The sequence below is a fragment of the Limnohabitans sp. genome (assembly GCF_017848645.1).
Classification (GTDB): domain Bacteria; phylum Pseudomonadota; class Gammaproteobacteria; order Burkholderiales; family Burkholderiaceae_C; genus Limnohabitans_A.
Window position 1 is genome coordinate 24,972 of record NZ_JAFEIF010000074.1, and the last position, 24,566, is coordinate 49,537.

Sequence of the window (24,566 nt, forward strand, 5' to 3'; positions counted from 1 at the left end):
ATCAGTTCTTGGCGGCTGGTGCTTTGCCTGCAGTGGCATCGGCGCTCTTGGGGGCTGCTTTGCCGCTGTCCTTGGGCGCATCCTTGGCGGAGTCTGCCGCTTTGGCCGGTTTTTTTTCTGCGGCTGTACCCGCCGATTTGGCTGTGTAGGTGCTGCCCTGCACCCGCACACCTTGGTCGGACAAGCTGCTGGCCTTTTGCGGTCCAAGCCCCTTGACACGGCTGGTCACGTCTTCCCAGTCTTTGAAGGGCGCCTTTTTACGCTCGTTCATCAGCTCTTTGGTCAGCACGGGCCCCACGCCTTTCAAGGCATCCAGCTCGACCTCGGTGGCTTTGTTCAAGTCAATTTGTTGGGCCCAGGTCAGCCCCGCGAAGCCAAGGGTCAGCAATACACCTGCGATTTTCTTCCACACGTCGGCTCTCCTCTGGTTGACTGCAAAAATGTGCAGTGCGGTCCATTGTGGGAAAGCACTATGAGCTTGCGAAGAGGTTTGCGGCCTAAATTGAAACAAAATGTATTAATTAATGAATCAAAAATGCTGTCTCAAGCCGCCTGGTGTTCCAGCTTTCGTCCTGCGATCAATGCGGTGAAAAAGCCATTGAACCATTGCATGTTCACAGGCTTGGCCATGAAGATGGTGCCTTCGGGCAAGCCGCCCCGAGCCGCGATTTCTTCTTGTGACAAGGCCGAGATCACCAAACAAGTCATGCGCTGGAATTGGGTCGAGTGTTTGAGGGTGCGCAGCAGCTCAAACCCATCTACGCCGGGCATGTTCAGGTCGGCAATGAGCACATCGGGTTGGATGCTGGCCATGTCAATGAGGGCTTCCAGACCCGAGGACATGGCCGTGCAGTCCACAGGCATCTCACAGCGGTTGCAGAAGTCGCGCACCATGTCTCGGGTCACGGGATCGTCTTCGACCAGCAAAACACGCAGCCTGTACTCACGGCTTTCGCCGGGGCTCATCAGCATGTTGTGTTTTTTCTGGTACTCGCGAATCGAGGGCATGGAGATGCGGCGGTGTCCGCCCTGGGTCTTCCAGGCCTGCAGTTCGTTTTTTTCCACCAAAGTCTGGATGGTGCCCACCGACAAGCCCAGCAATTTGGCTGCGTAGGTGGTGCCACAGTAGTCTTCGGGCGTGTCGGGTGTGGGATGTGTTTGCATGGCTTTATTTTAGTGATAAAAATGCCAAATGGCTTAAAAGGAATACTTTTTTACCTTTATAGAAACATCTTGAAACAAATTAAGCGGATCAATCTCATCAAGACGTCTTATTCGTGATGAAAGCCGGTCCCGTCCGCGACAAATGCAAAGCCTCTCCCAGTGAGGTGCGCCCTTAATATGACGGCCAATAACAGGAGACCCTTTGATGCCCGCTCACGCTGCTGTATGGCCTGCTCGCCTGCCCGCCCGGATCACGGCGCCCGCCACTTCCTTGTGGATGAACCTGGCCATCAGCGCCATGCGCTATCCCGATAAAGCGGCTTTGGTGTTCATGGGTCGGGTCTGGACCTACCGCGAGTTGATGGCCAGCGCAGAACAGTTGGCGGGGCAACTCAAGGCTTTGGGTGTGCAAGCCGGGGACCGCGTGGTCTTGGACATGCAAAATTGCCCGCAGCTGGTGATCACGCACTTTGCGATTTTGCGCATCGACGCGGTGGTGGTGCCGGTCAACCCGATGAACCGGGCCGAAGAGCTCAAGCACTACATCACCGACCCGGACACACGGGTGGCGGTGACCACCGCCGACTTGGCCCCCGACCTGGCCCAGGCCAGCGAGGCCTTGCCTCCCGAGCAGCGCCTGAAACATCTGGTTGTGACGCAATTCACCGATGTGTTTGACCCTGCGGCTGTGGGTCCTGAAGACATGCCCGAGGCTTGGCGGCCCTGGTTGCTGCCGGTGCGTGATTTGCCGGTTTTGAGTTCGGGTCAAGTGCATGCCTGGGCGGCGCTCATGGCCCAGCCCGCTGTGGCTTTGCCACCGCCCCAGGCGAAAACCGACGACCTGGCGATCTTGCCCTACACCAGCGGCACCACTGGCTTGCCCAAAGGCTGCATGCACACGCATGGCACCATCATGCACAACGCCATGTCCAGCGGTTTGTGGGGCAATGGCACGCCCGAAAACGTGACCTTGTGTGTGGTGCCCATGTTCCACATCACCGGCATGGTGAGCGTGATGCACACCAGCATCTTGCTGGGCGCGAGCCTGGTGGTCATGCCGCGCTGGGACCGCGATGTGGCGGGGCATTTGATCTCGAAATGGCGCGTCACGCACTGGACCAACATCCCGACCATGGTGATCGATTTGCTGGGCAGTCCCCACATGGACCGCTACGACCTGACGAGCCTGGTCTACATCGGCGGTGGCGGCGCGGCCATGCCCGAGGCCGTGGCCCAGCGTTTGCTGGACCAATTTGGCCTGCGTTATGTGGAGGGCTATGGCCTGACCGAGACGGCGGCGCCTTCGCACACCAACCCGCCCGATGCGCCCAAAAAGCAGTGTTTGGGCATTCCATTTTTCAGTGTGGAGTCGCGCATCGTCGATCCCGACACCTTGGTCGAATTGCCACCAGGCGAGTCGGGTGAGATCGTGATCAGCGGCCCGCAGGTGTTCAAGGGTTACTGGAAGCGGCCAGAGGCGACTGCAGCTGCTTTTTTTGAGCGCGACGGCTTTCGGTTTTTCCGATCGGGCGACATGGGCCGGGTCGATGAAGCAGGTTACTTCTTCATGACCGACCGCTTGAAGCGCATGATCAACGCCAGCGGTTTCAAGGTCTGGCCCGCCGAGGTCGAGGCCTTGATGTTCCGCCACCCGGCCATTCAAGAGGCCTGCATCATCGCCACCCGAGACGCCTACCGGGGCGAGTCGGTCAAGGCGGTGGTGGTTTTGCGGCAAGACCACAAGGGCAAAGTGTCCGAGCAGGACATCATCGACTGGTGCCGTGAGAACATGGCCGTTTACAAAATGCCCCGCGCCGTGAGTTTTGTTGACGCCTTGCCCAAGAGTGGCAGCGGCAAAGTCATGTGGCGGGCACTGCAAGAGGCCGAAATGGCCGCCTTGGGCACACCTGCGAAGGCTTGAGCCCATATACCGAGTTCCAAACGAATGAGCCTGAGACTTTCCATCCTTGACCAATCGGCTGCTGCCTCCGGGCGCGGCCAGGACGCGACCATTCGCCAGACCCTGGCGTTGGCGCAAAAGGCCGAGGCTTGGGGTTATGACCGCTTTTGGGTGAGCGAGCACCACAGCCACCCCAGCATCGTGGGCAGCGCCCCCGAGGTCCTGATGGCCGCAATTGCCGCCTGCACCCAGCGTATCCGCATTGGTAGTGCGGGGGTGATGTTGCCGCACTATGCGCCCCTGAAAGTGGCTGAGCAGTTCCGTGTGCTGGACGCCTTGGCGCCCGGCCGCATCGACCTGGGCGTGGGCCGCGCGCCCGGCAGCGACGGGCGGACCGCGCAGTTGCTCAACCCCGACCGCAGCGCCTCGGAGCGTTTTCCGCAGCAAGTCATGGAAATGCAAGCCTGGGTGAGTGGCCACAACCTGCCGCCCGGCCACCCGGGGCACAACGTGTTTGCCTACCCTCAGTCGGACACCTCGCCCATCGTGTGGATGCTGGGCAGCTCGGACTATGGGGCCCAATTGGCCGCCCACCTGGGCCTGCCTTACGCGTTTGCCTACTTCATCACCGATGGGCAGGGCGCAGACGAAGCGCTGCAGATTTACCGTGAAACTTTCCGGCCCAGCGAGGGCTTGGCCAAGCCTCACTCTGCCTTGTGCGTCTGGGCCTTGGCCGCCGACACCGACGAAGAGGCGCTGCGCCTGTTCGAGAGCCGTGCCCGCTGGAAGATGGACCGGAATCTGGGCCGCATCGGGGCGCTCTTGCCGCCTGAAGAAGCGGCGCGTGATTACAGCCCGGCCGAGCAATTCGCCCTGGAGCGTCTGCGCGATTCGGCCCTGATCGGCTCCGCCGCCACGGTGGGCCGCAAGCTGCGCCAACTGGCTGTGCGGCTGGAGGTGCAAGAGTTGGTGGTCATCACCTGGACGCATGACCCTGCAGCGCAAATGCGCTCTTACGAGTTGCTCGCCCAAGAATTTGGATTGACGGCAAACTCCACGCTTTGATTTTTGAAACCCTCAGGATTTTTGACATGTTCACCACCGCAATTGCTGGCAGCTTGCCCAAACCCGCTTGGCTCGCCGAGACCGAAAAACTCTGGCCCCAGTGGACCACCCAAGGCCCCGAGCTGCAGCAAGCCAAGGCCGATGCCACGCTGCTGTGGATCAAGGCGCAAGAAGACGCAGGTCTGGATGTGATCGGTGACGGCGAGCAGGCGCGCCAGCACTTTGTGCACGGCTTTGTCGAGCAAGTCGAGGGCATCGACTTTGTGAACAAAGTCACCATGGGCATCCGCAACAACCGCTACGACGCGCAGGTGCCACAAGTCATTGCACCCTTGCGCCTCAAAGGTCGTGTGCACGCCTTTGAAGCCCAGCTGGCCCGTGCCCACACGAAGAAAAAACTCAAATTCACCTTGCCCGGCCCGATGACGATTGTGGACACCGTGGCCGACCGTTTTTATGGCGACAAGGTCAAGATGGCCATGGCCTTTGCCGAATTGCTCAACCAGGAAGCGCTGGCGCTGCAAGCCGATGGCGTGGACATCATCCAGTTCGATGAACCCGCGTTCAACGTCTACATGGACGATGCCGCCGACTGGGGCGTGAAGGCGCTGGAGGTGGCTGCGCGGGGCCTGACCTGCACCACGGCCGTGCACATTTGTTACGGCTACGGCATCGAGGCCAACAACAAATGGAAAGAGACGCTGGGCCACGAGTGGCGTCAGTATGAAAAGGTGTTCCCGGCGCTCGCCAAGAGCAGCATCCAGCAAGTGAGCCTCGAGTGCATGCACTCGCATGTGCCGATGGAAATGATGAAGCTGCTGGAAGGCAAGGATGTGATGGTCGGCGTGATCGACGTGGCCAACCCGGCCATTGAAACGCCCGAAGAAATCGCCGATACCATTGGCCGTGCCCTGCAGTTTGTGCCCAAAAACCGCCTGATTGCCTGCACCAACTGCGGCTTGGCCCCGATGAGTCGCGCCGTGGCCGAAGCCAAGCTCAAGGCCTTGGCCGAAGGCGCGAAACTGGCCAGCCAGCGTTACGCTTGAAGGCACCCAGCTCAGGGTGCGCGTTATGCTTGCGTCCTTTGCCTGATCTCCTGGACGTTTTCATGACCCAACAAACCCTGCTGCCCCCTCTGACCCCCGCTGACCAGCTCAACGCCACTTTGGCGGCGCAAGGTTTTGCGGTGCTTGGGGCCACCAGTGTCTGTGCTTTGGCGGGCGTGCAGATCGAAGACTTGCAAGCTTTGGAGCCGAGCTGGAACGATCTGCCACCCGACCAGTACCTCAAGGATGGTGGCCGTTACCGCCGCCGCCGTCACGCCAGTTTTGAAGTCACGACCCAGCAGGCGGCCGCCATGCCGCACCGTGCCCATTGGCAGCCCTTGTCTTACAACGCCTTGCACGGTGGCATGCAGCGCTGGTTTGAGCCGATGTCGCCCGAGGTGGTGCAACAAGCGGCTTGGCAAAAATTGTTGTGCTGGCTGGGCCGCGTGGCCTCAGCCGCGCAGGGCGATCAGACCTGGTTCACCGAAGCCCACCAGTTCCGCATCGACACTACCGACGGCATTGGCCGACCCACGCCTGAAGGGGCGCACCGCGATGGCGTGAACTGGGTGGCGGTTTTTTTGGTGGGCCGCCACGGCATCAAAGGCGGCGAAACGCGGGTGTTCGACATGGACAGTCCCCGAGGCCAGCGCTTCACCCTGAGCGAGCCTTGGTCGGTGCTGCTGCTGGACGACAGCCGCGTGATCCACGAGACCACCCCCATTCAGCCCGAGCTGGCTGGCGGCTGGCGCGACACCTTGGTGGTCACGCTGCGCTCGGGTGGCTTTTTGGACGAGCCCACGCGCTGAACCAGCGCGGGTTCAACCCGGATCAATCCCTGAAGTTGTCGAACGACAGCGGCAGCTCGGTCATGTCATTGCGCAGCAGGGCCATGGCGGCCTGCAGGTCATCGCGCTTGGCACCGGTCACGCGCACCGCATCGCCCTGGATGGACGCCTGCACTTTGAGCTTGCTTTCCTTGATCACTTTGGTGATCTTTTTGGCGTCTTCGGTCTCGATGCCATTTTTGACCTTGATCACCTGCTTGACCTTGTCGCCGCCGATCTTCTCGACTTTGCCAATGTCCAGAAAGCGCACGTCCACGTTGCGCTTGGTCAGTTTGTTGCGCAGGATGTCTTCGACCTGCGTGAGCTGAAACTCGGCATCGCCGAACATCGTGATCTCTTTGTCCTTGAGTTCGATGTTGGCCGAGGTGCCTTTGAAGTCAAAGCGGGTGCCAATTTCTTTGGCGGATGTGTCAACGGCGTTGCGCACTTCGACCATATTGGGTTCGCAAACGGTATCAAACGAGGGCATGGCTTTAAAAATCCGAAGGTTGAGAATGCGACAATTCTCCCATGTTCCTTGAGAAAAATGTCCCTCTGCAGCCGTACAACACTTTCGGCATCGCCGCCAAAGCCCATGCTTTGGTGCGCGTGCGCTCAGAAGCCGACCTGCTGGCTGTGCTGGCCGACCCGCAACTGGCCAGCTTGCCAAGGCAGGTGCTGGGCGGCGGCAGCAACATCGTTTTGACGGGCGACGTCAAGGCGCTGGTGCTCAAGATGGAAGTGCCCGGCATTGGCCTGGTGGGTGAGACCGACAAACACTGGCTGATTGAGGCGGGCGCCGGCGTCGACTGGCACGCGCTGGTGGCTTGGACGCTGGACCAAGGCTACCCCGGTCTGGAAAACATGGCCCTGATTCCTGGCACTGTGGGCGCTTCGCCCGTTCAGAATATCGGTGCCTACGGGGTGGAGCTGCAAGACCGCTTTGATTCGCTGGACGCCATGGACATGTTCACGGGCGAGTTGTTCAGTCTGAACGCAGCGCAGTGCGGCTTCAGCTACCGCGATTCGGTGTTCAAACACGCCTCGGGCGGACCCGATGGCTTGGGCCTGGCAGGCCGTGCGGTGATTTTGCGGGTGCGTTTTGCGTTGCCCAAGCGCTGGAAGCCCGAGCTGGGCTACCTTGATTTGGAGCGCAAAATGGCCGAGACGGGCATCCACAGCCCCGATGCACGGCAGATTTTTGATTGGGTGGTGGCGATTCGCCGCGCCAAGCTGCCCGACCCGCAGGTGATTGGCAACGCGGGCAGCTTTTTTAAAAACCCCACTGTGACGGCAGACCAATGCGCCGACATCATCGCCCGTGAGCCCAAGGTGGTGCACTACCCCATGCCCGACGGCTCCATCAAGTTGGCGGCGGGCTGGCTGATCGACGCGTGCGGTTGGAAGGGCAAGAGCGTGGGGCACGCCGGGGTCTATGAAAAGCAGGCGCTGGTGTTGGTGAACCGGGGTGGGCGTGAGAACCCCTGCACGGGGGGCGAGGTGATGACACTGGCCAAAGCCATTCAGACCAGTGTGTACGAGCGGTTCGGGATTCGGTTGGAGCCGGAGCCTGTGGTGATTTGAGGCTTACTGTTCGCTGTCGTTTGTAGCGCCTGTGTTCCGCCCCGGGCATTGGCCTGAGCGGTCGGCCTCATAACTCGCTTCGCTCGCCAAATCGGCCGATCCGCTCAGGCCAATACCCAGGGCTGCGTTGCTGCTGGGTCAAAGACTTTCCCTGTTTGTGACGGGACTTAGCCTTGGTGCGGGTGCCTGCCGGACTCGCCGATTTGGCGAGCGAAGCGAGTGATGAGGCGAGCCGGCAGGCACCCGCAACAAGGCGGAAAACACCACAAAACCAAGCAAGACGAGACAACAAAAAACGGCCCGCAGGCCGTTTCTCTTTAAAGCAAAGCAAAAATCACTTCTTGCCGCTGCCATCCAGCTTGTAGATGTGCGGGCCTTCACCCACCGACAGCAGGCCAGCGTGCGCGTAAATACCCAGCTTGGCGCGGGTGTCGACGATGTCGAGGTTGCGCATGGTCAGCTGACCGATGCGGTCCAGAGGGCTGAACGGCGCGTCTTCCACTTTTTCCATCGACAAACGCTCTGGGGCGTAAGTCAGGTTGGCCGACTCGGTGTTCAGGATGCTGTAGTCGTTGCCGCGGCGCAGCTCCAGCGTCACGGTACCGGTCACGGCGCGGGCCACCCAGCGCTGGGCGGTTTCGCGCAGCATGATGGACTGTGGGTCGAACCAGCGGCCTTGGTACAACAGGCGGCCCAAGCGCAGGCCGTTGATGCGGTACTGCTCGATGGTGTCTTCGTTGTGGATGCCGGTGACCAAACGCTCGTAGGCGATGTGCAGCAGCGCCATGCCGGGGGCTTCGTAAATGCCGCGGCTCTTGGCTTCGATGATGCGGTTCTCGATCTGGTCGCTCATGCCCAGGCCGTGGCGACCGCCGATTTCGTTGGCTTTCAGGAACAGCTCGACCGGGTCGGCGTATTCCACGCCGTTCAGGGCCACGGGCATGCCTTCTTCAAAGCGCACGCTCACTTCTTCGGCCTTGACCTCGACTTCGGGCTTCCAGAACGCCACGCCCATGATGGGGTTGACGATCTTCATGCCGCTTTGCAGGCTTTCCAGGTCCTTGGCTTCGTGGGTCGCGCCCAGCATGTTGCTGTCGGTGGAGTAGGCCTTCTCGGCGCTCATCTTGTAGCCAAAGCCGTTGGCGGTCATGAAGGCGCTCATTTCGGCGCGGCCACCCAGCTCGTCGATGAACAGCTGGTCCAGCCAGGGCTTGTAGATCTTCAGGCTCGGGTTGGTGAGCAAACCATAACGGTAAAAGCGCTCGATGTCGTTGCCCTTGAAGGTGCTGCCGTCGCCCCAAATGTTGACGTCGTCTTGCTTCATGGCCGCCACCAGCATGGTGCCGGTCACGGCGCGGCCGAGAGGCGTGGTGTTGAAGTAGGTGATGCCGCCTGTGGAGATGTGGAAGGCGCCGCTCTGGATGGCGGCGATGCCTTCATGGGCCAGCTGGGTGCGGCAGTCGACCAGGCGGGCTTTTTCAGCGCCGTATTCCATCGCCTTGCGGGGAATCTCGTTGTAGTCCGACTCGTCAGGCTGGCCCAGGTTGGCGGTGTAGGCGTAGGGCAGTGCGCCCTTTTGCTTCATCCACAGCAGGGCGGCAGAGGTGTCCAGACCGCCCGAGAAGGCGATACCAACTTTTTGCCCTTTGGGCAGGTTTTGCAGGATGGTGCTCATATCGTTTCGTTCGGGGGGTTCAACCGAAGTGGCAGATGTAGTGGTAGGGCTCGGTCACGCGGATTTCGAACTTGGAGTTGCCGGGGATGCTGAACTCCTCGCCAGCGCTGGACTTGACCCATTCGGTGCTGCCGTCGAGCTTGTATTCGCAGGAGCCGCCCACGCATTCCATGATTTCGGGTGCGCCGGTGTTGAAGGTCAGGGTGGCGGGCAGGATCACGCCCACCGACAGTTTGGTGCCGTCGGGCAGGGTCAGGCCGTGGCTGACGCATTTGCCGTCAAAGTAAACATTGGCTTGGGTGTTGACGGAGACGCCGTCGATGGTTTGGGTGGTCATGGGTGGTGCTTCAAAGGGGCGAGACAATCCCGCGTCAATGGAAAAGGGCGTCTTTGGACGCCCTTGGTGGCCAGTCAACCCGGCATTTTAGGCCAGACAGCCGATCTGATCCGGGATCGATGGTGCGCGGCGATCAGGGACTTTCAGCGCCACTGGCCGTGGCCATGGCGGCGGTTGTGGACGTGGCCATTGCTCCAGCCCCAGCCCAGTTGGATGTTGGAGTAGACCGGTGGGTAGTTTCGGTAAACCGGGGTGGGGACATAAACCACGCGGGATTCGGTGATGACGGGGGGCAGCACGGCGGTTGTGGTCACCACCGTGTCTGTGGGCGCAGCAGACTGAGGCATGCCCATGGGCGTGACTTGCAGCTGGATGGTGGGGCCAGGGTCTTGGGGCAGTTGCACGCTGTATTGCTTGCCTGCGTATTCGTAAACCACGTTGTACCCGCTCAAACGGTTTTCATACGCGGTCTGGGTGGTGCAGGTGGTTTGGTTTTGAATTTGACTGCCCGGATTTTCGATCCGGTCGCCCATGATGGCACCGCCCATGACACCGGCCATGGTGGCCAAGGCCCGCCCCGATCCGCCCCCGATTTGGTTGCCCACGGCAGCGCCGGCGATGGCCCCCATCAAGGCCCCTGCGCCGGACGATGTGTTTTGAACAGCCACGGGGGTTTGCGTGCAGGTTTGGCGCGGCACAGCGACTTGTTGGTACACCGCGGTGCGGGAGATCACTTGTCCGACTTCCTGGGCCTGCGCCAGCCCGGTGGCTGCCAGTAAAAGTGTGGTCATCAGGGTTTTCATGATCGGTTTCTCCGTGAAATCACTGTGGACTAGTTTAGCCGTGGATGCCCGCTGGCGTATGGCTGGCACGTAAAGTTGCGGCCGTTGTTCAAAGGTCGTGGATTGCGTGCATACAGGTGTACCCAAGGCCACCGCTTTGCGCCAAGGCCAACCTCCCGCAAGCCCCAGTGTGGTTTTCAGGCAGGCCATTGTTCAGGCGCGAAGCCCACAGTGACCCGGCCCGAGGGCCAGGCAATGACCGGCCGTTTGATGGTGCTGGCATGTGCCAGCATGACTTGTTTGGCGCTGGCGCTGTCCTTCACGCCTGCTTGCGTGGCAGCGTCCAGCTTGCGCCAGGTGGTGCCTTTGCGGTTGAGCAGGGTTTCCCAGCCCACCGCGTTCAGCCAGGTGTCCAGCTGCGCCTCGGGCACACCTTGTTTTTTGAAATCGTGAAATGCCGCGTTCAAGCCTTGGTCGGTGAGCCAGGTGCGGGCTTTTTTGACGGTGTCGCAGTTGGGAATGCCGTAAACAATGGGGTCCATGGGGATTAGATCAAATGGAAAGTGACAAGACTGGGCGACAATCGCCGCCTATGAAGACTCTACAGGAATGGCTCGACTGGTGCGAGCAGTTACACCCCGTGGCCATTGACATGGGGCTGGACCGCGTGAAAACCGTGGCCGATCGCATGGACTTGCGTTTTGACTGCCCAGTTATTACGGTGGCGGGCACCAACGGCAAGGGCTCAACTTGCGCCATGCTCGAAGCCGTTTTGTTGCAAGCGGGTTACCGCACGGGCGTTTACACCTCGCCGCACCTGGTGCATTTTGAAGAGCGCTGCCGCCTTCACGGCGAATCGGCTTCGCCCGAGGCCTTCGCCGCTGCATTTGCGGTCGTGGAAGCGGTTCGGGGCGATGTGAGCCTGACTTATTTCGAGTTCAGCACCTTGGCCATCCTGCACCTGATGGCCCAGTCAAACCTGGATGTGGCGATTTTGGAGGTCGGTTTGGGCGGCCGCCTGGACGCGGTGAACATCATCGACGCCGATTGCGCGGTGATCACCAGCATCGACATCGACCACACGGCCATTTTGGGCAAAGACCGCGAGAGCATTGGCTTTGAGAAGGCGGGCATTATGCGGGCCGGCCGGCCTGTGATTGTGAGCGACCCGGTGCCGCCGCAAAGCGTGATCGACCACGCCGCCGCTGTGGGGGCTGAACTTTGGTTGTTTGGCCGGGATTTCAATTTTTCGGGCGATAAACAGCAGTGGGCTTGGGCAGGGCGTGACCGACGCTACAGCGGCATGGCCTACCCGGCCTTGCGTGGAGCGAACCAGCTGATCAACGCCTCGGGCGTGCTGGCCGCGCTGGACGCTTTGCGCCAGCGCATCCCCGTCACGGCCCAGGCCGTGCGCAACGGCCTGGCCATGGTGGAGCTGCCTGGGCGCTTCCAGATCGTGCCAGGCCAGCCGGTGTTGGTGCTGGACGTGGCGCACAACCCGCATTCGGTGGCGGCGCTGGCAGCCAACCTGGACGCCATGGGCTTTTACCCCACCACCCACGCGGTGCTGGGGGCCATGGCCGACAAGGACCTCTTGCCCATGCTGCAAAAGGTCAACCCGATGGTGGACAAGTGGTATTTCACCGATTTGCCCTTGCCCCGTGCCGCCAAAGCGGCTGATTTGCAGCTGGCCTGGCAAGCGCAAAATACCCGGAGCGACACCGCGTCCAGCGTGCATGCCGACCCCATGCAAGCCCTGCAGGCTGCCATCGATGCGTCAGACCCGGCTGATAGAATCGTGGTCTTTGGCTCCTTCTATACCGTGGGCGGTGTTTTGAAAGACGGCATCCCGCGTCTGCAAGCCAAACACCTCAGCCCCTGAGCACCTGCCATGGCGTTTTTCAAGTTCCGTTTTCCGGGTCAAGCGGCCTCATCTCCAGCCTCGGCCGAAACGGTCGCGCCCGGAACAGGCGAGAGCATCGAGTTGGTGCGTCGACGCGCCCGCCACCGCCTGATCGGTGCCGTGGTCCTGGTGCTGCTCGCTGTGGTCGGCTTTCCATTGTTGTTTGACACGCAGCCGCGCCCCGTCGCGGTGGACACCCCGATCCTCATCCCGGACCGTCCCACCAGTGCCCCTTTGAAAGCAACGCCGACCCTGCCTGCAGATGCCAGCCCTGCCAAACCCTTGTTGCCCAACGCCAAACCCTTGCCTCCGCAAGAAGGCCTGGATGCCAAAGAGGACGTGGTTCAAGCCGCCAAGCCTGCGCCCGCGGATGGGCCCAAGCCTGCACCTGAGCCCAAGCCTGCACCTGAGCCCAAGCCTGCACCTGCACCTGAGCCTGCGCCTCTGACTAAGCCTTCAGAGGCTGCGCCCAAACCGCCTGCGGTCAAGGCCGAAGTCAAGCCAGCACCCAGCAAAACCGACAAAACCGAGCCCGTGGCCAAGCCCAAAGACGATGGCAACAAAGCCCGGGCCTTGCTCGATGGCAAGCCTCCCGCAGCCAAAGGTGAGCGGCATGTGGTGCAGGTCGGTGCCTTCAGTGATCCGGCCAAAGTGCGCGAGGTGCGCCGCAAGTTGGAACAAGCGGGGATGATCACCTTCACGCAAGTGGTGGAGACCTCTGACGGCAAATCCACGACGCGGGTTCGGGTGGGGCCCTTCAGCAGCCGTGAAGAGGCGGATAAAGCCGCTGCCAAGGTTCGCAAACTCGACTTGTCAGCGGCCGTCTTGAGGATCTGACGTGGCCCTCGCCCTGACCGACTGGATTTTGTTGGCGGTGTTGCTGGCCTCCATGTTGGTGGGCTTGTGGCGTGGCCTGGTTTACGAGGTCTTGTCCTTGGCTGGCTGGTTGGCTGCCTTCATCCTGGCGCAATGGTTCGCCGCCGATGCCGTGGCCTTTTTGCCTTTTCTCAAAGAAGCGGCGGCGCAGGTGCAGTACGCGGTGGCTTTTGCCTTGGTTTTTGTTGCCGCCTTGTTTACAGCCGGATTGTTGTCCTGGCTGGTCAAAAAATTGGTGGAAACCGTGGGTTTGCGCCCGGTGGATCGGGCGCTCGGGGGCATTTTTGGTTTGGCGCGCGGCGTGGTGCTCTTGTTGGCCTTGACGGTGGTCTTGCAGCTGCTGGGTTTGTCGCAAGAGGACTGGTGGCGGGGTGCTGTGGGGCCGTCCTGGCTGGACCTCGCACTCAAGGGCCTCAAACCCTTGTTGCCACAAGCCTTTGTCGATTATTTGCCTTGAATATTTTCAGGCGGTTCGGTTTTTGAACGGATTAAAAGTATGTGTGGAATTGTCGGCGTTGTCAGCAACGCACCGGTCAATCAGTTGATTTATGACGCCTTGCTGCTGCTGCAGCACCGGGGCCAGGATGCCGCAGGCATCGTCACGCAACTGGACCGCAAATTTTTCATGCACAAAGCCAAAGGCATGGTGCGCGATGTGTTTCGCACCCGCAACATGCGCAGCTTGCCCGGCAGTTGCGGTTTGGGTCAGGTGCGCTACCCCACGGCGGGTAATGCCTTCAGCGAAGAAGAGGCCCAGCCTTTTTATGTGAACGCCCCCTTTGGCTTGGTGCTGGTGCACAACGGCAACCTGACCAATGCGCACGCCTTGAAGGCCGAGTTGTTTTCCAACGACCACCGCCACATCAACACCGAAAGCGACTCCGAGGTGCTGCTCAATGTGCTGGCGCATGAGTTGGAAAAAACCACACGCGGCTTGCCCCTCAAGCCGGTGGACGTGTTCGAGGCCGTGCGGGGTGTGAACCGCCGTGTCAAAGGCTCTTACGCCGTGATCGCTCTGATTGCAGGCCATGGCCTGGTGGCTTTCCGTGACCCGCATGGCATCCGCCCCTTGTGCATGGGCCGCAGTGAAGATGGCTCCATCATGCTGGCCAGCGAGTCGGTCGCATTGGATGGCACAGGCCACCAGTTTGACCGTGATGTGGCCCCGGGTGAGGCGATTTTTGTCGATCTCGACGGCCAGCTGCATACCCAGCCATGTGCCGAGAAGTCGCAACTCAGCCCCTGCATTTTTGAATACGTTTACCTGGCCCGACCCGACTCCACCATGGACGGCATCTCTGTTTACCAGGCCCGCCTGAACCTGGGCGAGACCCTGGCCAAGCGCGTGATTTCCACCGTACCGCCCAGCGACATCGATGTGGTCATTCCTATCCCCGAGTCCAGCCGCCCCAGCGCCACACAGTTGGCGCACCTGCTGGGCATCCCTTACCGCGAAGGTTTTGTGAAAAACCGTTACGTGGGCCGCACCTTCATCATGCCGGGCCAGGCGGTGCGCAAAAAGTCGGTGCGCCAAAAGCTCAACACCATCGTGAGCGAGTTCAAGGGGCGCAACGTGCTGTTGGTGGACGACTCCATCGTGCGCGGCACCACCAGCCGCGAGATCGTGCAAATGGCGCGGGACGCGGGTGCCCGCAAGGTCTACATGGCCAGCGCCGCGCCGCCTGTGCGCTACCCCAACGTGTATGGCATCGACATGCCCACCAAAGAAGAGCTGGTGGCGCACGGCCGCAGCATCGAAGAGATCCGCGAGATCATCGGCTGCGACGCCCTGATTTACCAGGATGTGGACGCCATGAAAACCGCTGTGGCGCAAGCGCGTGTCAACGCCGCAGGGGCACTGTCCGACTTTGATGCCTCTTGCTTCGACGGCGTGTACGTGACCGGTGATATTTCCATCGACGACATCACCCGTCTGAACGAAACCCGACTCCAGGTGGAAGAGGGCGATGATGACAATTCGCGTTTGGCTTTGCCCAACGCCAGCGTGTGAGTACTTGCCATGACCGAAGCCCAAAGATTTGACGACCTGCACATCGAAACCCTGGCGGTGCGTGCCGCCGTGGAGCGCAGCCAGTATGGCGAAAACTCCGAGGCGCTGTACCTGACCAGCGGCTACGTGCAGCCGTCGGCCGCCGCCGCCGCCGCCCGATTTGCGGGTGACGAAGAGGGCTACACCTACGGCCGCTACGGCAACCCCACGGTGGCCAGCATGGAAATGCGTCTGGCGGCGCTTGAGGGTACCGAAGCGGCCATGGGCACGTCCTCGGGCATGTCTGCCATCTTGATGATGTGCATGGGCTTGCTCAAGGCGGGTGACCATGTGGTGTGCTCGCGCTCCATGTTTGGCTCGACCATCAAGCTGATTGGCTCGGACCTGGCCAAGTTCGGCGTGGAGTCCAGCTTTGTCTCGCAAACCGACTTGAAAGAGTGGCAAGCGGCGGTTCGACCCAACACACGTTTGCTGTTTGCCGAAACCCCGACCAACCCGCTGACCGAGGTGTGTGACATCCAGGCGCTGGCCGACATCGCGCACAACGCGGGGGCTTTGTTTGCCGTGGACAACTGTTTCGCCACGCCCTCCCTGCAACGCCCTGTGGCCATGGGGGCCGACATCATCATGCATTCGGGCACCAAGTACCTGGACGGCCAGGGCCGCGTGATGGCCGGGGCGCTGTGCGCGCCGCAGCAAATGATCACCGAAAAGTTTTTGCCGGTACTCAAAAGCGGGGGCATGACGCTCGCGCCCTTCAACGCCTGGGTGGTGCTCAAAGGACTGGAAACCCTGGACCTGCGCATGCGGGCGCAAAGCGCCCGTGCGCAAATCTTGGCCGAATGGCTGGAAAAGCACCCCGCCGTGTCGCGCGTGTTCTACCCCGGCTTGGCCAGTCACCCGCAGCACGACCTGGCCATGCGCCAGATGTCTGGCTTGGGCGGCGCGGTGTTGTCCTTTGAGGTGAAAGCCGAGGGCCCTGAGGCCTCGCGCCAACGCGCTTTCCATGTGATGGACCAGATGAAAATGCTGTCTTTGGCCACCAACTTGGGCGACACCAAAACCATGGTCGCGCACCCGGCCAGCACCTCGCACGGCCGCCTGACCGAGGCCCAGCGGCAAGCTGCCGGTATTGGCCAGGGCCTGATCCGCGTGGCCGTTGGCCTTGAATACCCGCAAGACATCCAAAAAGACCTCTCCCGTGGTCTCGATACCCTCTGATATGACGACACCTGTACACACGCGCACCCGCTTTGCCCCATCGCCCACGGGCTTCATTCACCTGGGCAACATCCGCTCGGCCCTGTACCCCTGGGCCTTTGCCCGCGCCACGGGCGGCGACTTCATTTTGCGCATCGAAGACACCGACCTGGACCGCTCTACGCAAGCGTCTGTCGACGTGATCATCGAAGGCATGGCCTGGTTGGGGCTGGACCACGACGAAGGTCCGTTCTACCAAATGCAACGCATGGACCGCTACAAGGCGGTGCTGGCCGACTTGATTGCCGCGGGCCATGTCTACCCTTGCTACATGAGCATGGCAGAACTCGACGCCTTGCGCGAACGCCAGATGACCAACAAGGAAAAGCCCCGTTACGACGGCACCTGGCGTCCGGCAGAGGGCAAAACCTTGCCCGCGATTCCCGAAGGTGTGAAGCCCGTGCTGCGCTTCAAGAACCCGATCGGCGGCGTGGTGGCCTGGGACGACAAGGTCAAAGGCCGCATCGAGATCAGCAACGACGAGCTCGATGACCTGGTGATTGCCCGCCCGGACGGCACGCCCACCTACAACTTCTGCGTGGTGGTGGACGACATCGACATGCAGATCACGCACGTGATCCGTGGCGACGACCATGTGAACAACACGCCGCGCCAGATCAATATCTTCAAAGCCTTGGGCAAAGAGCCGCCGGTGTACGCCCACTTGCCCACGGTGCTCAATGAGCAGGGTGAGAAGATGAGCAAGCGCAACGGGGCCAAAGCGGTCACGGCGTATCGTGATGAAGGCTATTTGCCCGACGCCATGGTCAACTACCTGGCGCGTCTGGGCTGGAGCCACGGCGACGACGAAATTTTCAGCCGTGCGCAATTCATCGAGTGGTTCAACCTGGACCACCTGGGCCGCAGTGCCGCTCAATTTGACGAGGCCAAACTCAAATGGGTCAATGCCCAGCACCTCAAGGCCTTGCCTGACGAGGAGCTGGCCCAGCACGTTCAGCCTTTTCTGGCCAAACTGGGGGTGGTGGCCGATGAGCGCCTCGCCAGCATTTGCGGTTTGTTCAAGGACCGCTGCGACACGCTCGTGGTTTTGGCCCAATGGATCTCGGCTTTTTATCTGGACGTGGTGCCCAATGCGGAAGAAAAAGCCCAGCACGTGACCGACGCTGTCAAACCCGCCTTGGCGCTGCTGGCCGACAAGCTGGCCACTTGCGTGTGGGACAAGCCCTCCATTGCCGCTGCCATCAAGGCCACGTTGACTGAAACCGGCCTCAAGATGCCCCAACTGGCCATGCCCGTGCGCGTCTTGGTGATGGGCACGGCGCAGACCCCTTCTCTTGACGCGGTACTTTTTTTGAGCCAAAGAGAAAAAATTGTTGCGAGCTTGAAAAACGCTTGAAAACCTGTCTATAATTCAAGTCTCGACACCAACGAGGCAAAACAAAAAGAAAACAGCGGTAACGTTGTTTTTTGAAAGTGAAGCCAAAGGGGGTATAGCTCAGCTGGGAGAGCGCTTGCATGGCATGCAAGAGGTCAGCGGTTCGATCCCGCTTACCTCCACCAAAGTGTCGAGAAGATTCGAAAGAATCAGTCCAGGTTATGACCCTATCGTCTAGAGGCCTAGGACATCACCCTTTCACGGTGAGTACCGGGGTTCGAATCCCCGTAGGGTCGCCAAGTTTTGTAGCACTTGGTCAGTTGCACAAGCAGCCTGACAAAAGTTACAGCTACCAGGAGTGGTAGTTCAGTTGGTTAGAATACCGGCCTGTCACGCCGGGGGTCGCGGGTTCGAGTCCCGTCCACTCCGCCAAAATGAAAAGCCTAAGTAGATTTCTACTTAGGCTTTTTTGTTTTAGCGTCCGGTTTCCGGGCTCTTGCTGGCCCCAACCTTCGGTTGTGCATGCGCCAGCCCCAATGAGGGCTGGACGAGGTGAACACACTTGCAGTAAGCTCCAATGTTTTTCAGATAACTCCTTGTCAGCCATGGACAGTTTGCTTCCCGCCATCCCAGCCAAACGCTACTTCACCATTGGTGAGGTGGGCGAGCTGTGTGGCGTCAAGCCACACGTTTTGCGCTATTGGGAGCAGGAGTTCACGCAACTGCGTCCGGTCAAGCGTCGAGGTAACCGCCGTTATTACCAACGACACGAAGTGATGATGATCCGCAGAATACGCGGCCTCTTGTACGACCAGGGCTTCACCATCAGTGGGGCACGCAACAAATTGCTGGAGTTGACCCAGAGCGAGCGTCAGCTCATGCGCTCGGGTGCGTTTTTGGATGAGATGCTGGAGGACAACAGCGATGAAATTGAGGCTTCGGTGGATTTGACGCATGAGGATGTCACCGACGACATCGACACGCATCGGCCAACGCGTCCAGGTTTGGAATCGGACTGGTCGGTGCACCAAGAGCTTTTGCAAATTCGCGCGCTTCTCTCGGTCTGAATGAGCCTGGTTTCAGGCTATAATTCAAGTCTTGTCGGCGTGTAGCGCAGCCTGGTAGCGCACTTGCATGGGGTGCAAGGGGTCGCGAGTTCGAATCCCGCCACGCCGACCATTTATCATTGAAATCAACGGGTTACAACTCACAAGGTTGTAACCCGTTTTTCATGGTTTGCCAGCCCTCCGGATACTGCGTGTCCTTGTCCAAACCACCCAAGTGAACCCATGAATAGACCCATACTGGCCGAATCGGCCATCCATCCTGCCATCCGCCAACGCATTGCCGACCACCACCTGCCCGTGATCGAGCGGGTGCAACATGCCATTGCCCAGCACGCCGTGGTGGTGGTGGGTTTGTCGGGCAACCCTTTTGTCGGCAAGGCCCGCAAAGCCCTGGCTTCAGCGGGCGTGGCGCATGAGTACATCGAATTTGGCAGTTATTTCTCGCAATGGCGCTTGCGCAATGCCCTGAAGATGTGGACCGGCTGGCCCACTTTCCCAATGGTCTTTGTGCGCGGCACCTTGGTCGGCGGGGCCGATGACCTGCGTCGCTTGATCGACAGCGGCGAACTCCAGGCCTTGCTGCAAGCCTGAAGCCCATGGCGTCCAGGGCAAAACCCGATTCAAAACCCGAGTTGTGGCGCACCGAGGTGGGCGATGCGGTGGCCGTGCTCAATATTCCCGGCGCGTTGAAGCGGCCACGCACGTTTGACATCGATGTCAGCTTGCTGGTGCGTGTGCCCGAAGAGAATGCCCAGGCTTGGCACGAATTGACGTTGGAAATTGACGGCAAGCGGCAGTGGCACAGGCGCATTGCCAGCAGCTGCCCGGGCCAGACCGATGGGCTCGATTACCACTGCCGCGTGGTACTAGAAGCCGGCCCAGCCCTGCGTATCCGCGCGGTGGCAGGCACCCGGGGCGCGGTGGTGCAACGCCTGCTGATCGAAGCCCGCGAAGACCTTTAGCCTCAGCCGATCACCGCCAGCTCGCGCAGCGGTCGGTTGTTCAGCAGGCGATCAAATCCCAGCTCAGCAACGTCAATGCTTCGAGACTTTCCTTGCAGCATCCACTCGGCCAGCGCCAAACCAGCGCCTGCCGCATGTTGCATGCCGTGCCCTGAAAATCCGTTGATGAAATACAGGTTGCCAAGCTCAGGATGCGGGCCAATCACGGCGTTGTGATCGAAGGTGTTCATCTCGTAATAACCCGCCCAGGCCCGCTCCACCCGCAGGGCTGCCAGCGCCGGGATGCGGTGCGCCAGAGAGGCCCATTGTTCATCGTTCCACTCAGCCCAGTCGGGCTCCAGCGGCAGGCCAGGCTCGGTGTGTTGGGGCTCTGCGCCACTGATCAAAAACCGCCCCTCAGGCCGCAGCCACCAGCCGCTCGGGTCGATGAGCAAGGGGCATTGCGGCAGCGGCTCGGGGCAAGACAGCACAAACACCGTGCGCCGCGCCGCTTCAATGGGCAGCTGTACCCCGGCCATTCCGGCCACTTCACCGGCCCAAGGTCCCGCTGCATTGACCACTTGGCCACAGGGCAAGCTGCCACCACTGGCCAGCCGCACCGCGCTGATGTGCGTGTCGGTGTGCTCCAGGCCCACCACGCGATCGTGCAGGCGCTGCACGCCTTGCGCCATGGCTTTTTTCAAGAACGCCTGGTGCAGGGCAGGGCCGTCAAACCAGCCCTCGCCGCTCAGGCCCAGGCTGCCCAAGGCCACATCGTCCACGTTGAGCCATGGGTAGCGCTGGCGCAGGGCCTCGGGGCCGAGTAAGGCTACATCTGCTCCAGCCTGTTTTTGAATCTGGTGCGCGGTGTGCAATGCGGTCACTTGTTCAGGTTGGGCCAAATACAAGTAGCCAGGTTCTTGCAAGCCCAGCACCACCGGGTGGTCGGGTAAGCCCAGGTGTTGCTCGGCTTCGCGCAAAAAAGCGATGCCGTACTGGCTCAGGCGGATGTTGACGGGGCAGGTGAACTGCTGGCGAATCGAGCTGGCCGACAGCGATGAGGAGGCTTTTTCGTAACGCGTGTCCGACTCAACCAGCGTGACGCGCAGTCCAGGCTGCAATCGGGTCAACCAATAGGCCGTGGCCGCGCCCATCACGCCGCTGCCCACAATCACCACATCGGTCAATGCTTGGGGAGTGCTCATGAGGTGATCTTTTCGTTGGAGGTGTGGTGCGCTCAGCGAGCGCGAAAGGACGGTACGTCAGTTGCAATGCTTGTGTGCGTGATCTCGGGCGCGCGCATCGGCTTGCAAATGGATCCCAAAGTCAACAAGTTACGGATGTTACATGGGGCCTCATGGACAGGTGCAAATGACAAAAGTGATAATAAAAACAATCGCTCTGCAAATTTGCAATGGCTTGACTTCACCTTAACGCCTTGGACATCATGACAAAAACTTCTCTCATCGGCATTTTGTGTGCCGTGGTACTTTCCGGGTGCGCCACAGTTGACATGCGCGTGGCGACTACTGGACCTTCTTACCGTGATGCGACCTTGGTTCAACCAGACATCTTGTACCAAGAGACGCCTCAATCCCGATCGGTCATTGTGGGCTCGCAGGTCTATGCCACGGTGAACAGCTGCTCACTCATCAAACGCTACCGCATCCGCACCAACACCGACTTCACATCGGCATTGAACTTGTTCAAAAACCGGGCCCACATGATGGGGGGCAAATGGGTCACGGTGGTGCACCACTCCGAGGTGGACAACATTGAAAATGCCTACGTCACGGCCAACCAGGAAATCATCTTGCGTGAAGGCACGGACATGGGCAGCTCCCGGTACTTGACCACGATTGTGGGTGACATTTACGACTGCCCTTGCAACATCACCACTTGCTCGGGCCGTTAAACCATCCGGAAGATGCGCCAGCCATCGTGCATCTTGCGGATGCCGAATTTCCAGCTCAGCCGGTTCCTTTTGACGTACTGAATGGCCGCAATGCGGGCGTTTTCAGCCAGTTTGAAATCGTCAAAGAACAAGCTGTCCCCGATGTCCATGCCATGAAACACATACCTGTGCCGAACAGGGATGTCGAATTTTTCAGGCGATTTGGTGATGGTCAACATGGGTTTGATGGAGCGATTTATGAAGAATCGACACCAGAGCCCTGAACTTGAGCTGTTGGCGCAGTGTGGCGCTTTCAGGGCTGCATTGGCTGTCTGGCTATCATGCGCCCAGTTCGGCCATGGCGGCGCGGTACACCAGCCTTGCCGCCACCGTGTCTTCCACGGCCTGGCCCAGCGATTTGAAAACGATGGTGGTGCCCGCGGGTGGCGCAGCCACCCGCCCGCACAAAATCTCGCCAATCTCGGCGGCAACCTGCGCACCCGACAGCAGCACATCGCCTGACTCTTTTTCGGCCGCCTCGCGCTGATCGGCCACCACCCAGTGGGCCATGGCCGCGTCGTCTAATTCGCGCCAGGTGGGACGGGGGGCACCCACAGCCGCCACAAAGGCACCAGGCTTGAGCCAGGCGCCTTGCAGCACCGGCTCACTCGCATTGGTCACGGTGCACACGATGTCTGCCCCGCGCACGGCGGCTTCCGCGCTGGCGCAGGCCACGCCGCCGATGTCTTGTGCGCACAGTTGGGCGTTGGCGGGGTTGGGGCTCCACACCCGAATCTCGGACACCTCGCGCACGGCACGCAGCATTTGCGCGTGGCTGCGGGCCAGCACACCGCTGCCCAGCATGGCCACCACCTTTGGTGTGCGCGGCACCAGCGCGTCGGCCGCCACGGCAGAGGCCGCTGCCGTGCGCATCGCGGTGATGGTGTTGCCCTCCATCACGGCCAGCGTTTGGCCCGTGGCCGGGTCCATCAGCACGATGGTGCTCAGCAGTGTGGGCAAACCCTTTTGCGCGTTGCCCGGCACCAAGGTGATGAGCTTGGTGCTCAGGGCATCGCCCAGCTGCGCGGGCTTCAAAAACAGCAGGCCATCGTTGCTTGCCTCGCCAATGGGCATGACCATGCGCAGCGGCTGCACCACTTGGCCCAGCGTCAGGGCCACCAGGGCCTCACGCACGCCTTGCAGCAAATCGGGCACGCTCAGCAATTGCTGAACACGGGCTTCGTCAAAGTAATGAACCATGGGGTTGCTCCTGAGGGACGGTCAAGCGGGGCGGCATCCTTCAGGTTGCGCTGCTGCCTTGGCCGTACAAAGCCGTTGCGGCCACCACATCGGTGACCTGAATGTCTGCGGCCGTCAGGCCCCAGGGCAACATGATCACGCCATCGGCATCCGCCACCACATGGTGTCCTGGCAAAAACGTCATGCCCCCAAAACTTACTGGCACATCCAACTCGCCTGCGCCAGTCCGCTCGCCCCGTTTGGGCACGGTCCCCAGCGCTTTCACACCCACGTCCATGCCATTGATCTCATCGGCATCGCGGATCACGCCATGGATCACCAAGCCTGCCCACCCATTGCGTGAAGCGGCTGCAGCCATCACATCGCCAAACAGGGCCCGCGACAGAGATCCCCCGCCGTCAATGACCAGCACATGGCCATGGCCAGGCTGTGTGATGGTGTCACGCATCAAGCCTATGTCCTCGTGACAGCGCAGGGTGCGGATGGGGCCGGTAAAGGCGCGGCGCATACCGAAGCCATGAAAGGGCAATGCACAAGCCAGTGCCGCATCGCAGGCATCGCACAGGTCGGTGGTTTTGGGAACCGGCCCAAGCACCTCAGTCAATCTGGGCACCCGACGCCTTGACGACCACGGCCCATTTGGCCAAGTCTCTTTTCAGCATGCCGGCAAATTCGGCAGGTTGGGTGATCAGCACATCGGCGCCTTGCGCATTGAAGCGCTCGATCACCTCCTTGTTCTTGAGCACCTCTTGCACATCCTGGTTGATGCGGCGCACCACAGCAGCCGGGGTTTTGGCCGGAGCAAACAGACCGAACCAAGGGGACACGTCAAACTCTTTGAAACCCGACTCGGCAATGCTGGGGATGTTGGGGAAGTTGCCCGAACGCACCGCACTGGTCACAGCAACAGGGCGCAGCGTGCCGCTTTTGATGGCCCCTGAGACCGATGGCAAACTGGTGAACACCATGTTGATCTGCCCGCCCATCAGGTCTTGCATCGCAGGCGCTGCGCCCCGGTAGGGAATGTGTTCGAGCTTGGTGTTGGCCGCTGCATTGAACATGACGCCCAACAAATGGTTGACCGAGCCGTTGCCAGCCGAGCCAAAAGTCAAAGGTGTGCGCTGGCCTTGTTCTGCCAGATCCTTGATGCTTTTGAGAGGCGAGTCCGGGCGCACCACCAGCACAAAGGGCAAGGTGGCCAAGGTGGCCACGGGTTCAAAATCTTTTTCGGGGTCGAAGGGCAGTTTTTTGTACAGGGCCGCGTTGATGGCGTGTGAGCCGGCATAGCTCATCAGCAGCGTGTGGCCGTCTGCAGCGGCTTGTGCCACATGTTCCATGCCCACGTTGCCCCCAGCGCCTGCGCGGTTTTCGATCACCACCGCCTGGCCCCATTTTTCGCTGAGCTTTTGACCCACGATGCGCGCCAGCGCATCCGAGGCACCGCCCGGTGTTTGTGGCACCACAATGCGCACGGGTTTGGACAAAAAGTCCTGTGCCATCACTGCGTTTTGGGCCACGAACAGACCCAAGGCCAAGGCGAGAAATTTCAATCGACGGTTCAGCATGTCAGCTCCAGTAAACAAGAAAACAAGAGAGCAAGAATGACACGAAGGGCTTGCAGCGCTTGTCTCGCGGCGG

The 24,566-nt window shown here is 60.6% G+C and carries 27 protein-coding genes and 4 tRNA genes; 19 read left to right on the plus strand and 12 right to left on the minus strand.

All coding sequences use genetic code 11. The features are described 5' to 3' along the window. Nucleotide 1: 1 nt before the first annotated feature. Nucleotides 2-412: a DUF655 domain-containing protein gene (locus QZ190_RS15695; RefSeq protein WP_291918159.1), complete on the minus strand. Its 411-nt coding sequence runs from the start codon at nucleotides 410-412 to the stop codon at nucleotides 2-4. 131 nt (nucleotides 413-543) lie between these two features. Then, the gene (locus tag QZ190_RS15700) at nucleotides 544-1,164 is read right to left on the minus strand and encodes a response regulator (RefSeq protein ID WP_291918161.1); all 621 of its coding nucleotides are present in this window, start codon (nucleotides 1,162-1,164) and stop codon (nucleotides 544-546) included. Nucleotides 1,165-1,369: 205 nt separating this feature from the next. Between QZ190_RS15700 and QZ190_RS15705 the strand changes: the two genes are divergently transcribed. The 4 genes from QZ190_RS15705 to QZ190_RS15720 all read left to right on the plus strand — a co-directional run bounded on the left by QZ190_RS15705 (nucleotide 1,370) and on the right by QZ190_RS15720 (nucleotide 5,984). Beyond that, nucleotides 1,370-3,085, plus strand: coding sequence for a long-chain fatty acid--CoA ligase (locus QZ190_RS15705; RefSeq protein ID WP_291918164.1), 1,716 nt, complete (start codon nucleotides 1,370-1,372; stop codon nucleotides 3,083-3,085). 24 nt (nucleotides 3,086-3,109) lie between these two features. After that, nucleotides 3,110-4,129 carry an LLM class flavin-dependent oxidoreductase gene (locus QZ190_RS15710; protein WP_291918167.1) on the plus strand — a complete coding sequence of 340 codons (1,020 nt, stop codon included), beginning with the start codon at nucleotides 3,110-3,112 and terminating at the stop codon, nucleotides 4,127-4,129. Nucleotides 4,130-4,155: 26 nt separating this feature from the next. After that, nucleotides 4,156-5,175 carry a methionine synthase gene (locus tag QZ190_RS15715; RefSeq protein WP_108379982.1) on the plus strand — a complete coding sequence of 340 codons (1,020 nt, stop codon included), beginning with the start codon at nucleotides 4,156-4,158 and terminating at the stop codon, nucleotides 5,173-5,175. 62 nt (nucleotides 5,176-5,237) lie between these two features. After that, nucleotides 5,238-5,984: a 2OG-Fe dioxygenase family protein gene (locus QZ190_RS15720; RefSeq protein WP_291918175.1), complete on the plus strand. Its 747-nt coding sequence runs from the start codon at nucleotides 5,238-5,240 to the stop codon at nucleotides 5,982-5,984. A 22-nt stretch (nucleotides 5,985-6,006) separates the two neighbouring features. On the opposite strand, the gene QZ190_RS15725 is transcribed toward QZ190_RS15720, so the two are convergent. Beyond that, the gene (locus QZ190_RS15725; RefSeq protein WP_291918178.1) at nucleotides 6,007-6,492 is read right to left on the minus strand and encodes a YajQ family cyclic di-GMP-binding protein; all 486 of its coding nucleotides are present in this window, start codon (nucleotides 6,490-6,492) and stop codon (nucleotides 6,007-6,009) included. 41 nt (nucleotides 6,493-6,533) lie between these two features. Here QZ190_RS15725 and murB point away from each other — a divergent pair, with 41 nt between their 5' ends. Beyond that, nucleotides 6,534-7,586 carry a UDP-N-acetylmuramate dehydrogenase gene (murB, locus tag QZ190_RS15730; protein WP_291918181.1) on the plus strand — a complete coding sequence of 351 codons (1,053 nt, stop codon included), beginning with the start codon at nucleotides 6,534-6,536 and terminating at the stop codon, nucleotides 7,584-7,586. Between the two features lie 334 nt (nucleotides 7,587-7,920). On the opposite strand, the gene argG is transcribed toward murB, so the two are convergent. The 4 genes from argG to QZ190_RS15750 all read right to left on the minus strand — a co-directional run bounded on the left by argG (nucleotide 7,921) and on the right by QZ190_RS15750 (nucleotide 10,922). Beyond that, the gene (gene argG, locus QZ190_RS15735) at nucleotides 7,921-9,261 is read right to left on the minus strand and encodes an argininosuccinate synthase (protein ID WP_291918184.1); all 1,341 of its coding nucleotides are present in this window, start codon (nucleotides 9,259-9,261) and stop codon (nucleotides 7,921-7,923) included. Between the two features lie 19 nt (nucleotides 9,262-9,280). Next, nucleotides 9,281-9,598 (minus strand): pyrimidine/purine nucleoside phosphorylase, encoded by a 318-nt coding sequence (locus QZ190_RS15740; RefSeq protein ID WP_089963092.1) that lies wholly within the window; start codon nucleotides 9,596-9,598, stop codon nucleotides 9,281-9,283. A 143-nt stretch (nucleotides 9,599-9,741) separates the two neighbouring features. Continuing rightward, nucleotides 9,742-10,389 (minus strand): glycine zipper 2TM domain-containing protein, encoded by a 648-nt coding sequence (locus tag QZ190_RS15745; RefSeq protein WP_291918187.1) that lies wholly within the window; start codon nucleotides 10,387-10,389, stop codon nucleotides 9,742-9,744. Nucleotides 10,390-10,577: 188 nt separating this feature from the next. Next, complete coding sequence (locus QZ190_RS15750) at nucleotides 10,578-10,922, minus strand: ArsC family reductase (RefSeq protein ID WP_291918190.1); 345 nt, start codon at nucleotides 10,920-10,922, stop codon at nucleotides 10,578-10,580. A gap of 50 nt (nucleotides 10,923-10,972) precedes the next feature. Here QZ190_RS15750 and folC point away from each other — a divergent pair, with 50 nt between their 5' ends. From folC to QZ190_RS15815, 13 genes are all read left to right on the plus strand, one after another. Continuing rightward, complete coding sequence (gene folC, locus QZ190_RS15755) at nucleotides 10,973-12,262, plus strand: bifunctional tetrahydrofolate synthase/dihydrofolate synthase (protein WP_291918192.1); 1,290 nt, start codon at nucleotides 10,973-10,975, stop codon at nucleotides 12,260-12,262. Nucleotides 12,263-12,271: 9 nt separating this feature from the next. Then, entirely contained in the window at nucleotides 12,272-13,120 is an 849-nt protein-coding gene (locus QZ190_RS15760; protein ID WP_291918196.1) for an SPOR domain-containing protein, read from the plus strand. 1 nt (nucleotide 13,121) lies between these two features. Beyond that, a complete protein-coding gene (locus QZ190_RS15765; RefSeq protein ID WP_291918198.1) occupies nucleotides 13,122-13,616 on the plus strand; it encodes a CvpA family protein in 495 nt (164 codons plus the stop codon). Nucleotides 13,617-13,655: 39 nt separating this feature from the next. Next, on the plus strand, nucleotides 13,656-15,170 hold the full coding sequence (purF, locus tag QZ190_RS15770) for an amidophosphoribosyltransferase (RefSeq protein ID WP_291918201.1): 1,515 nt from the start codon (nucleotides 13,656-13,658) through the stop codon (nucleotides 15,168-15,170). A 9-nt stretch (nucleotides 15,171-15,179) separates the two neighbouring features. Then, a complete protein-coding gene (locus QZ190_RS15775; protein ID WP_291918202.1) occupies nucleotides 15,180-16,391 on the plus strand; it encodes an O-succinylhomoserine sulfhydrylase in 1,212 nt (403 codons plus the stop codon). A 1-nt stretch (nucleotide 16,392) separates the two neighbouring features. Then, nucleotides 16,393-17,787: a glutamate--tRNA ligase gene (gene gltX, locus QZ190_RS15780; protein WP_291918205.1), complete on the plus strand. Its 1,395-nt coding sequence runs from the start codon at nucleotides 16,393-16,395 to the stop codon at nucleotides 17,785-17,787. 88 nt (nucleotides 17,788-17,875) lie between these two features. Continuing rightward, nucleotides 17,876-17,951: transfer RNA gene (locus QZ190_RS15785), tRNA-Ala, on the plus strand. 38 nt (nucleotides 17,952-17,989) lie between these two features. Beyond that, a tRNA-Glu gene (locus QZ190_RS15790) sits at nucleotides 17,990-18,065 on the plus strand. A gap of 56 nt (nucleotides 18,066-18,121) precedes the next feature. Continuing rightward, nucleotides 18,122-18,198, plus strand: a tRNA-Asp gene (locus tag QZ190_RS15795). A gap of 173 nt (nucleotides 18,199-18,371) precedes the next feature. After that, nucleotides 18,372-18,833 (plus strand): MerR family transcriptional regulator, encoded by a 462-nt coding sequence (locus QZ190_RS15800; protein WP_291918208.1) that lies wholly within the window; start codon nucleotides 18,372-18,374, stop codon nucleotides 18,831-18,833. 35 nt (nucleotides 18,834-18,868) lie between these two features. Beyond that, nucleotides 18,869-18,945: transfer RNA gene (locus tag QZ190_RS15805), tRNA-Pro, on the plus strand. A gap of 110 nt (nucleotides 18,946-19,055) precedes the next feature. Continuing rightward, complete coding sequence (locus tag QZ190_RS15810; RefSeq protein ID WP_291918210.1) at nucleotides 19,056-19,424, plus strand: glutaredoxin domain-containing protein; 369 nt, start codon at nucleotides 19,056-19,058, stop codon at nucleotides 19,422-19,424. 5 nt (nucleotides 19,425-19,429) lie between these two features. Then, complete coding sequence (locus QZ190_RS15815) at nucleotides 19,430-19,795, plus strand: hypothetical protein (protein ID WP_291918213.1); 366 nt, start codon at nucleotides 19,430-19,432, stop codon at nucleotides 19,793-19,795. A gap of 2 nt (nucleotides 19,796-19,797) precedes the next feature. Here QZ190_RS15815 and QZ190_RS15820 read toward each other — a convergent pair whose 3' ends face one another. Then, nucleotides 19,798-20,979 carry an FAD-binding oxidoreductase gene (locus QZ190_RS15820; protein WP_291918215.1) on the minus strand — a complete coding sequence of 394 codons (1,182 nt, stop codon included), beginning with the start codon at nucleotides 20,977-20,979 and terminating at the stop codon, nucleotides 19,798-19,800. Nucleotides 20,980-21,221: 242 nt separating this feature from the next. Between QZ190_RS15820 and QZ190_RS15825 the strand changes: the two genes are divergently transcribed. Then, nucleotides 21,222-21,689, plus strand: a complete 468-nt coding sequence (locus QZ190_RS15825; protein ID WP_291918217.1) for a hypothetical protein — start codon at nucleotides 21,222-21,224, stop codon at nucleotides 21,687-21,689. Here the strand turns inward: QZ190_RS15825 and QZ190_RS15830 are convergent. The 4 genes from QZ190_RS15830 to QZ190_RS15845 all read right to left on the minus strand — a co-directional run bounded on the left by QZ190_RS15830 (nucleotide 21,686) and on the right by QZ190_RS15845 (nucleotide 24,493). Continuing rightward, nucleotides 21,686-21,907: a hypothetical protein gene (locus QZ190_RS15830; protein WP_291918220.1), complete on the minus strand. Its 222-nt coding sequence runs from the start codon at nucleotides 21,905-21,907 to the stop codon at nucleotides 21,686-21,688. The two genes, QZ190_RS15825 and QZ190_RS15830, sit on opposite strands and share 4 nt — an antisense overlap. Before the next feature lie 100 nt (nucleotides 21,908-22,007). Continuing rightward, nucleotides 22,008-22,928 carry an ornithine cyclodeaminase family protein gene (locus tag QZ190_RS15835; RefSeq protein WP_291918222.1) on the minus strand — a complete coding sequence of 307 codons (921 nt, stop codon included), beginning with the start codon at nucleotides 22,926-22,928 and terminating at the stop codon, nucleotides 22,008-22,010. A 40-nt stretch (nucleotides 22,929-22,968) separates the two neighbouring features. Beyond that, nucleotides 22,969-23,541 (minus strand): ribonuclease E activity regulator RraA, encoded by a 573-nt coding sequence (gene rraA / locus QZ190_RS15840; protein WP_367114247.1) that lies wholly within the window; start codon nucleotides 23,539-23,541, stop codon nucleotides 22,969-22,971. Beyond that, a complete protein-coding gene (locus QZ190_RS15845; RefSeq protein WP_291918228.1) occupies nucleotides 23,525-24,493 on the minus strand; it encodes a tripartite tricarboxylate transporter substrate binding protein in 969 nt (322 codons plus the stop codon). Before QZ190_RS15845 ends, rraA begins: the two co-directional genes overlap by 17 nt. Nucleotides 24,494-24,566: the final 73 nt, after the last annotated feature.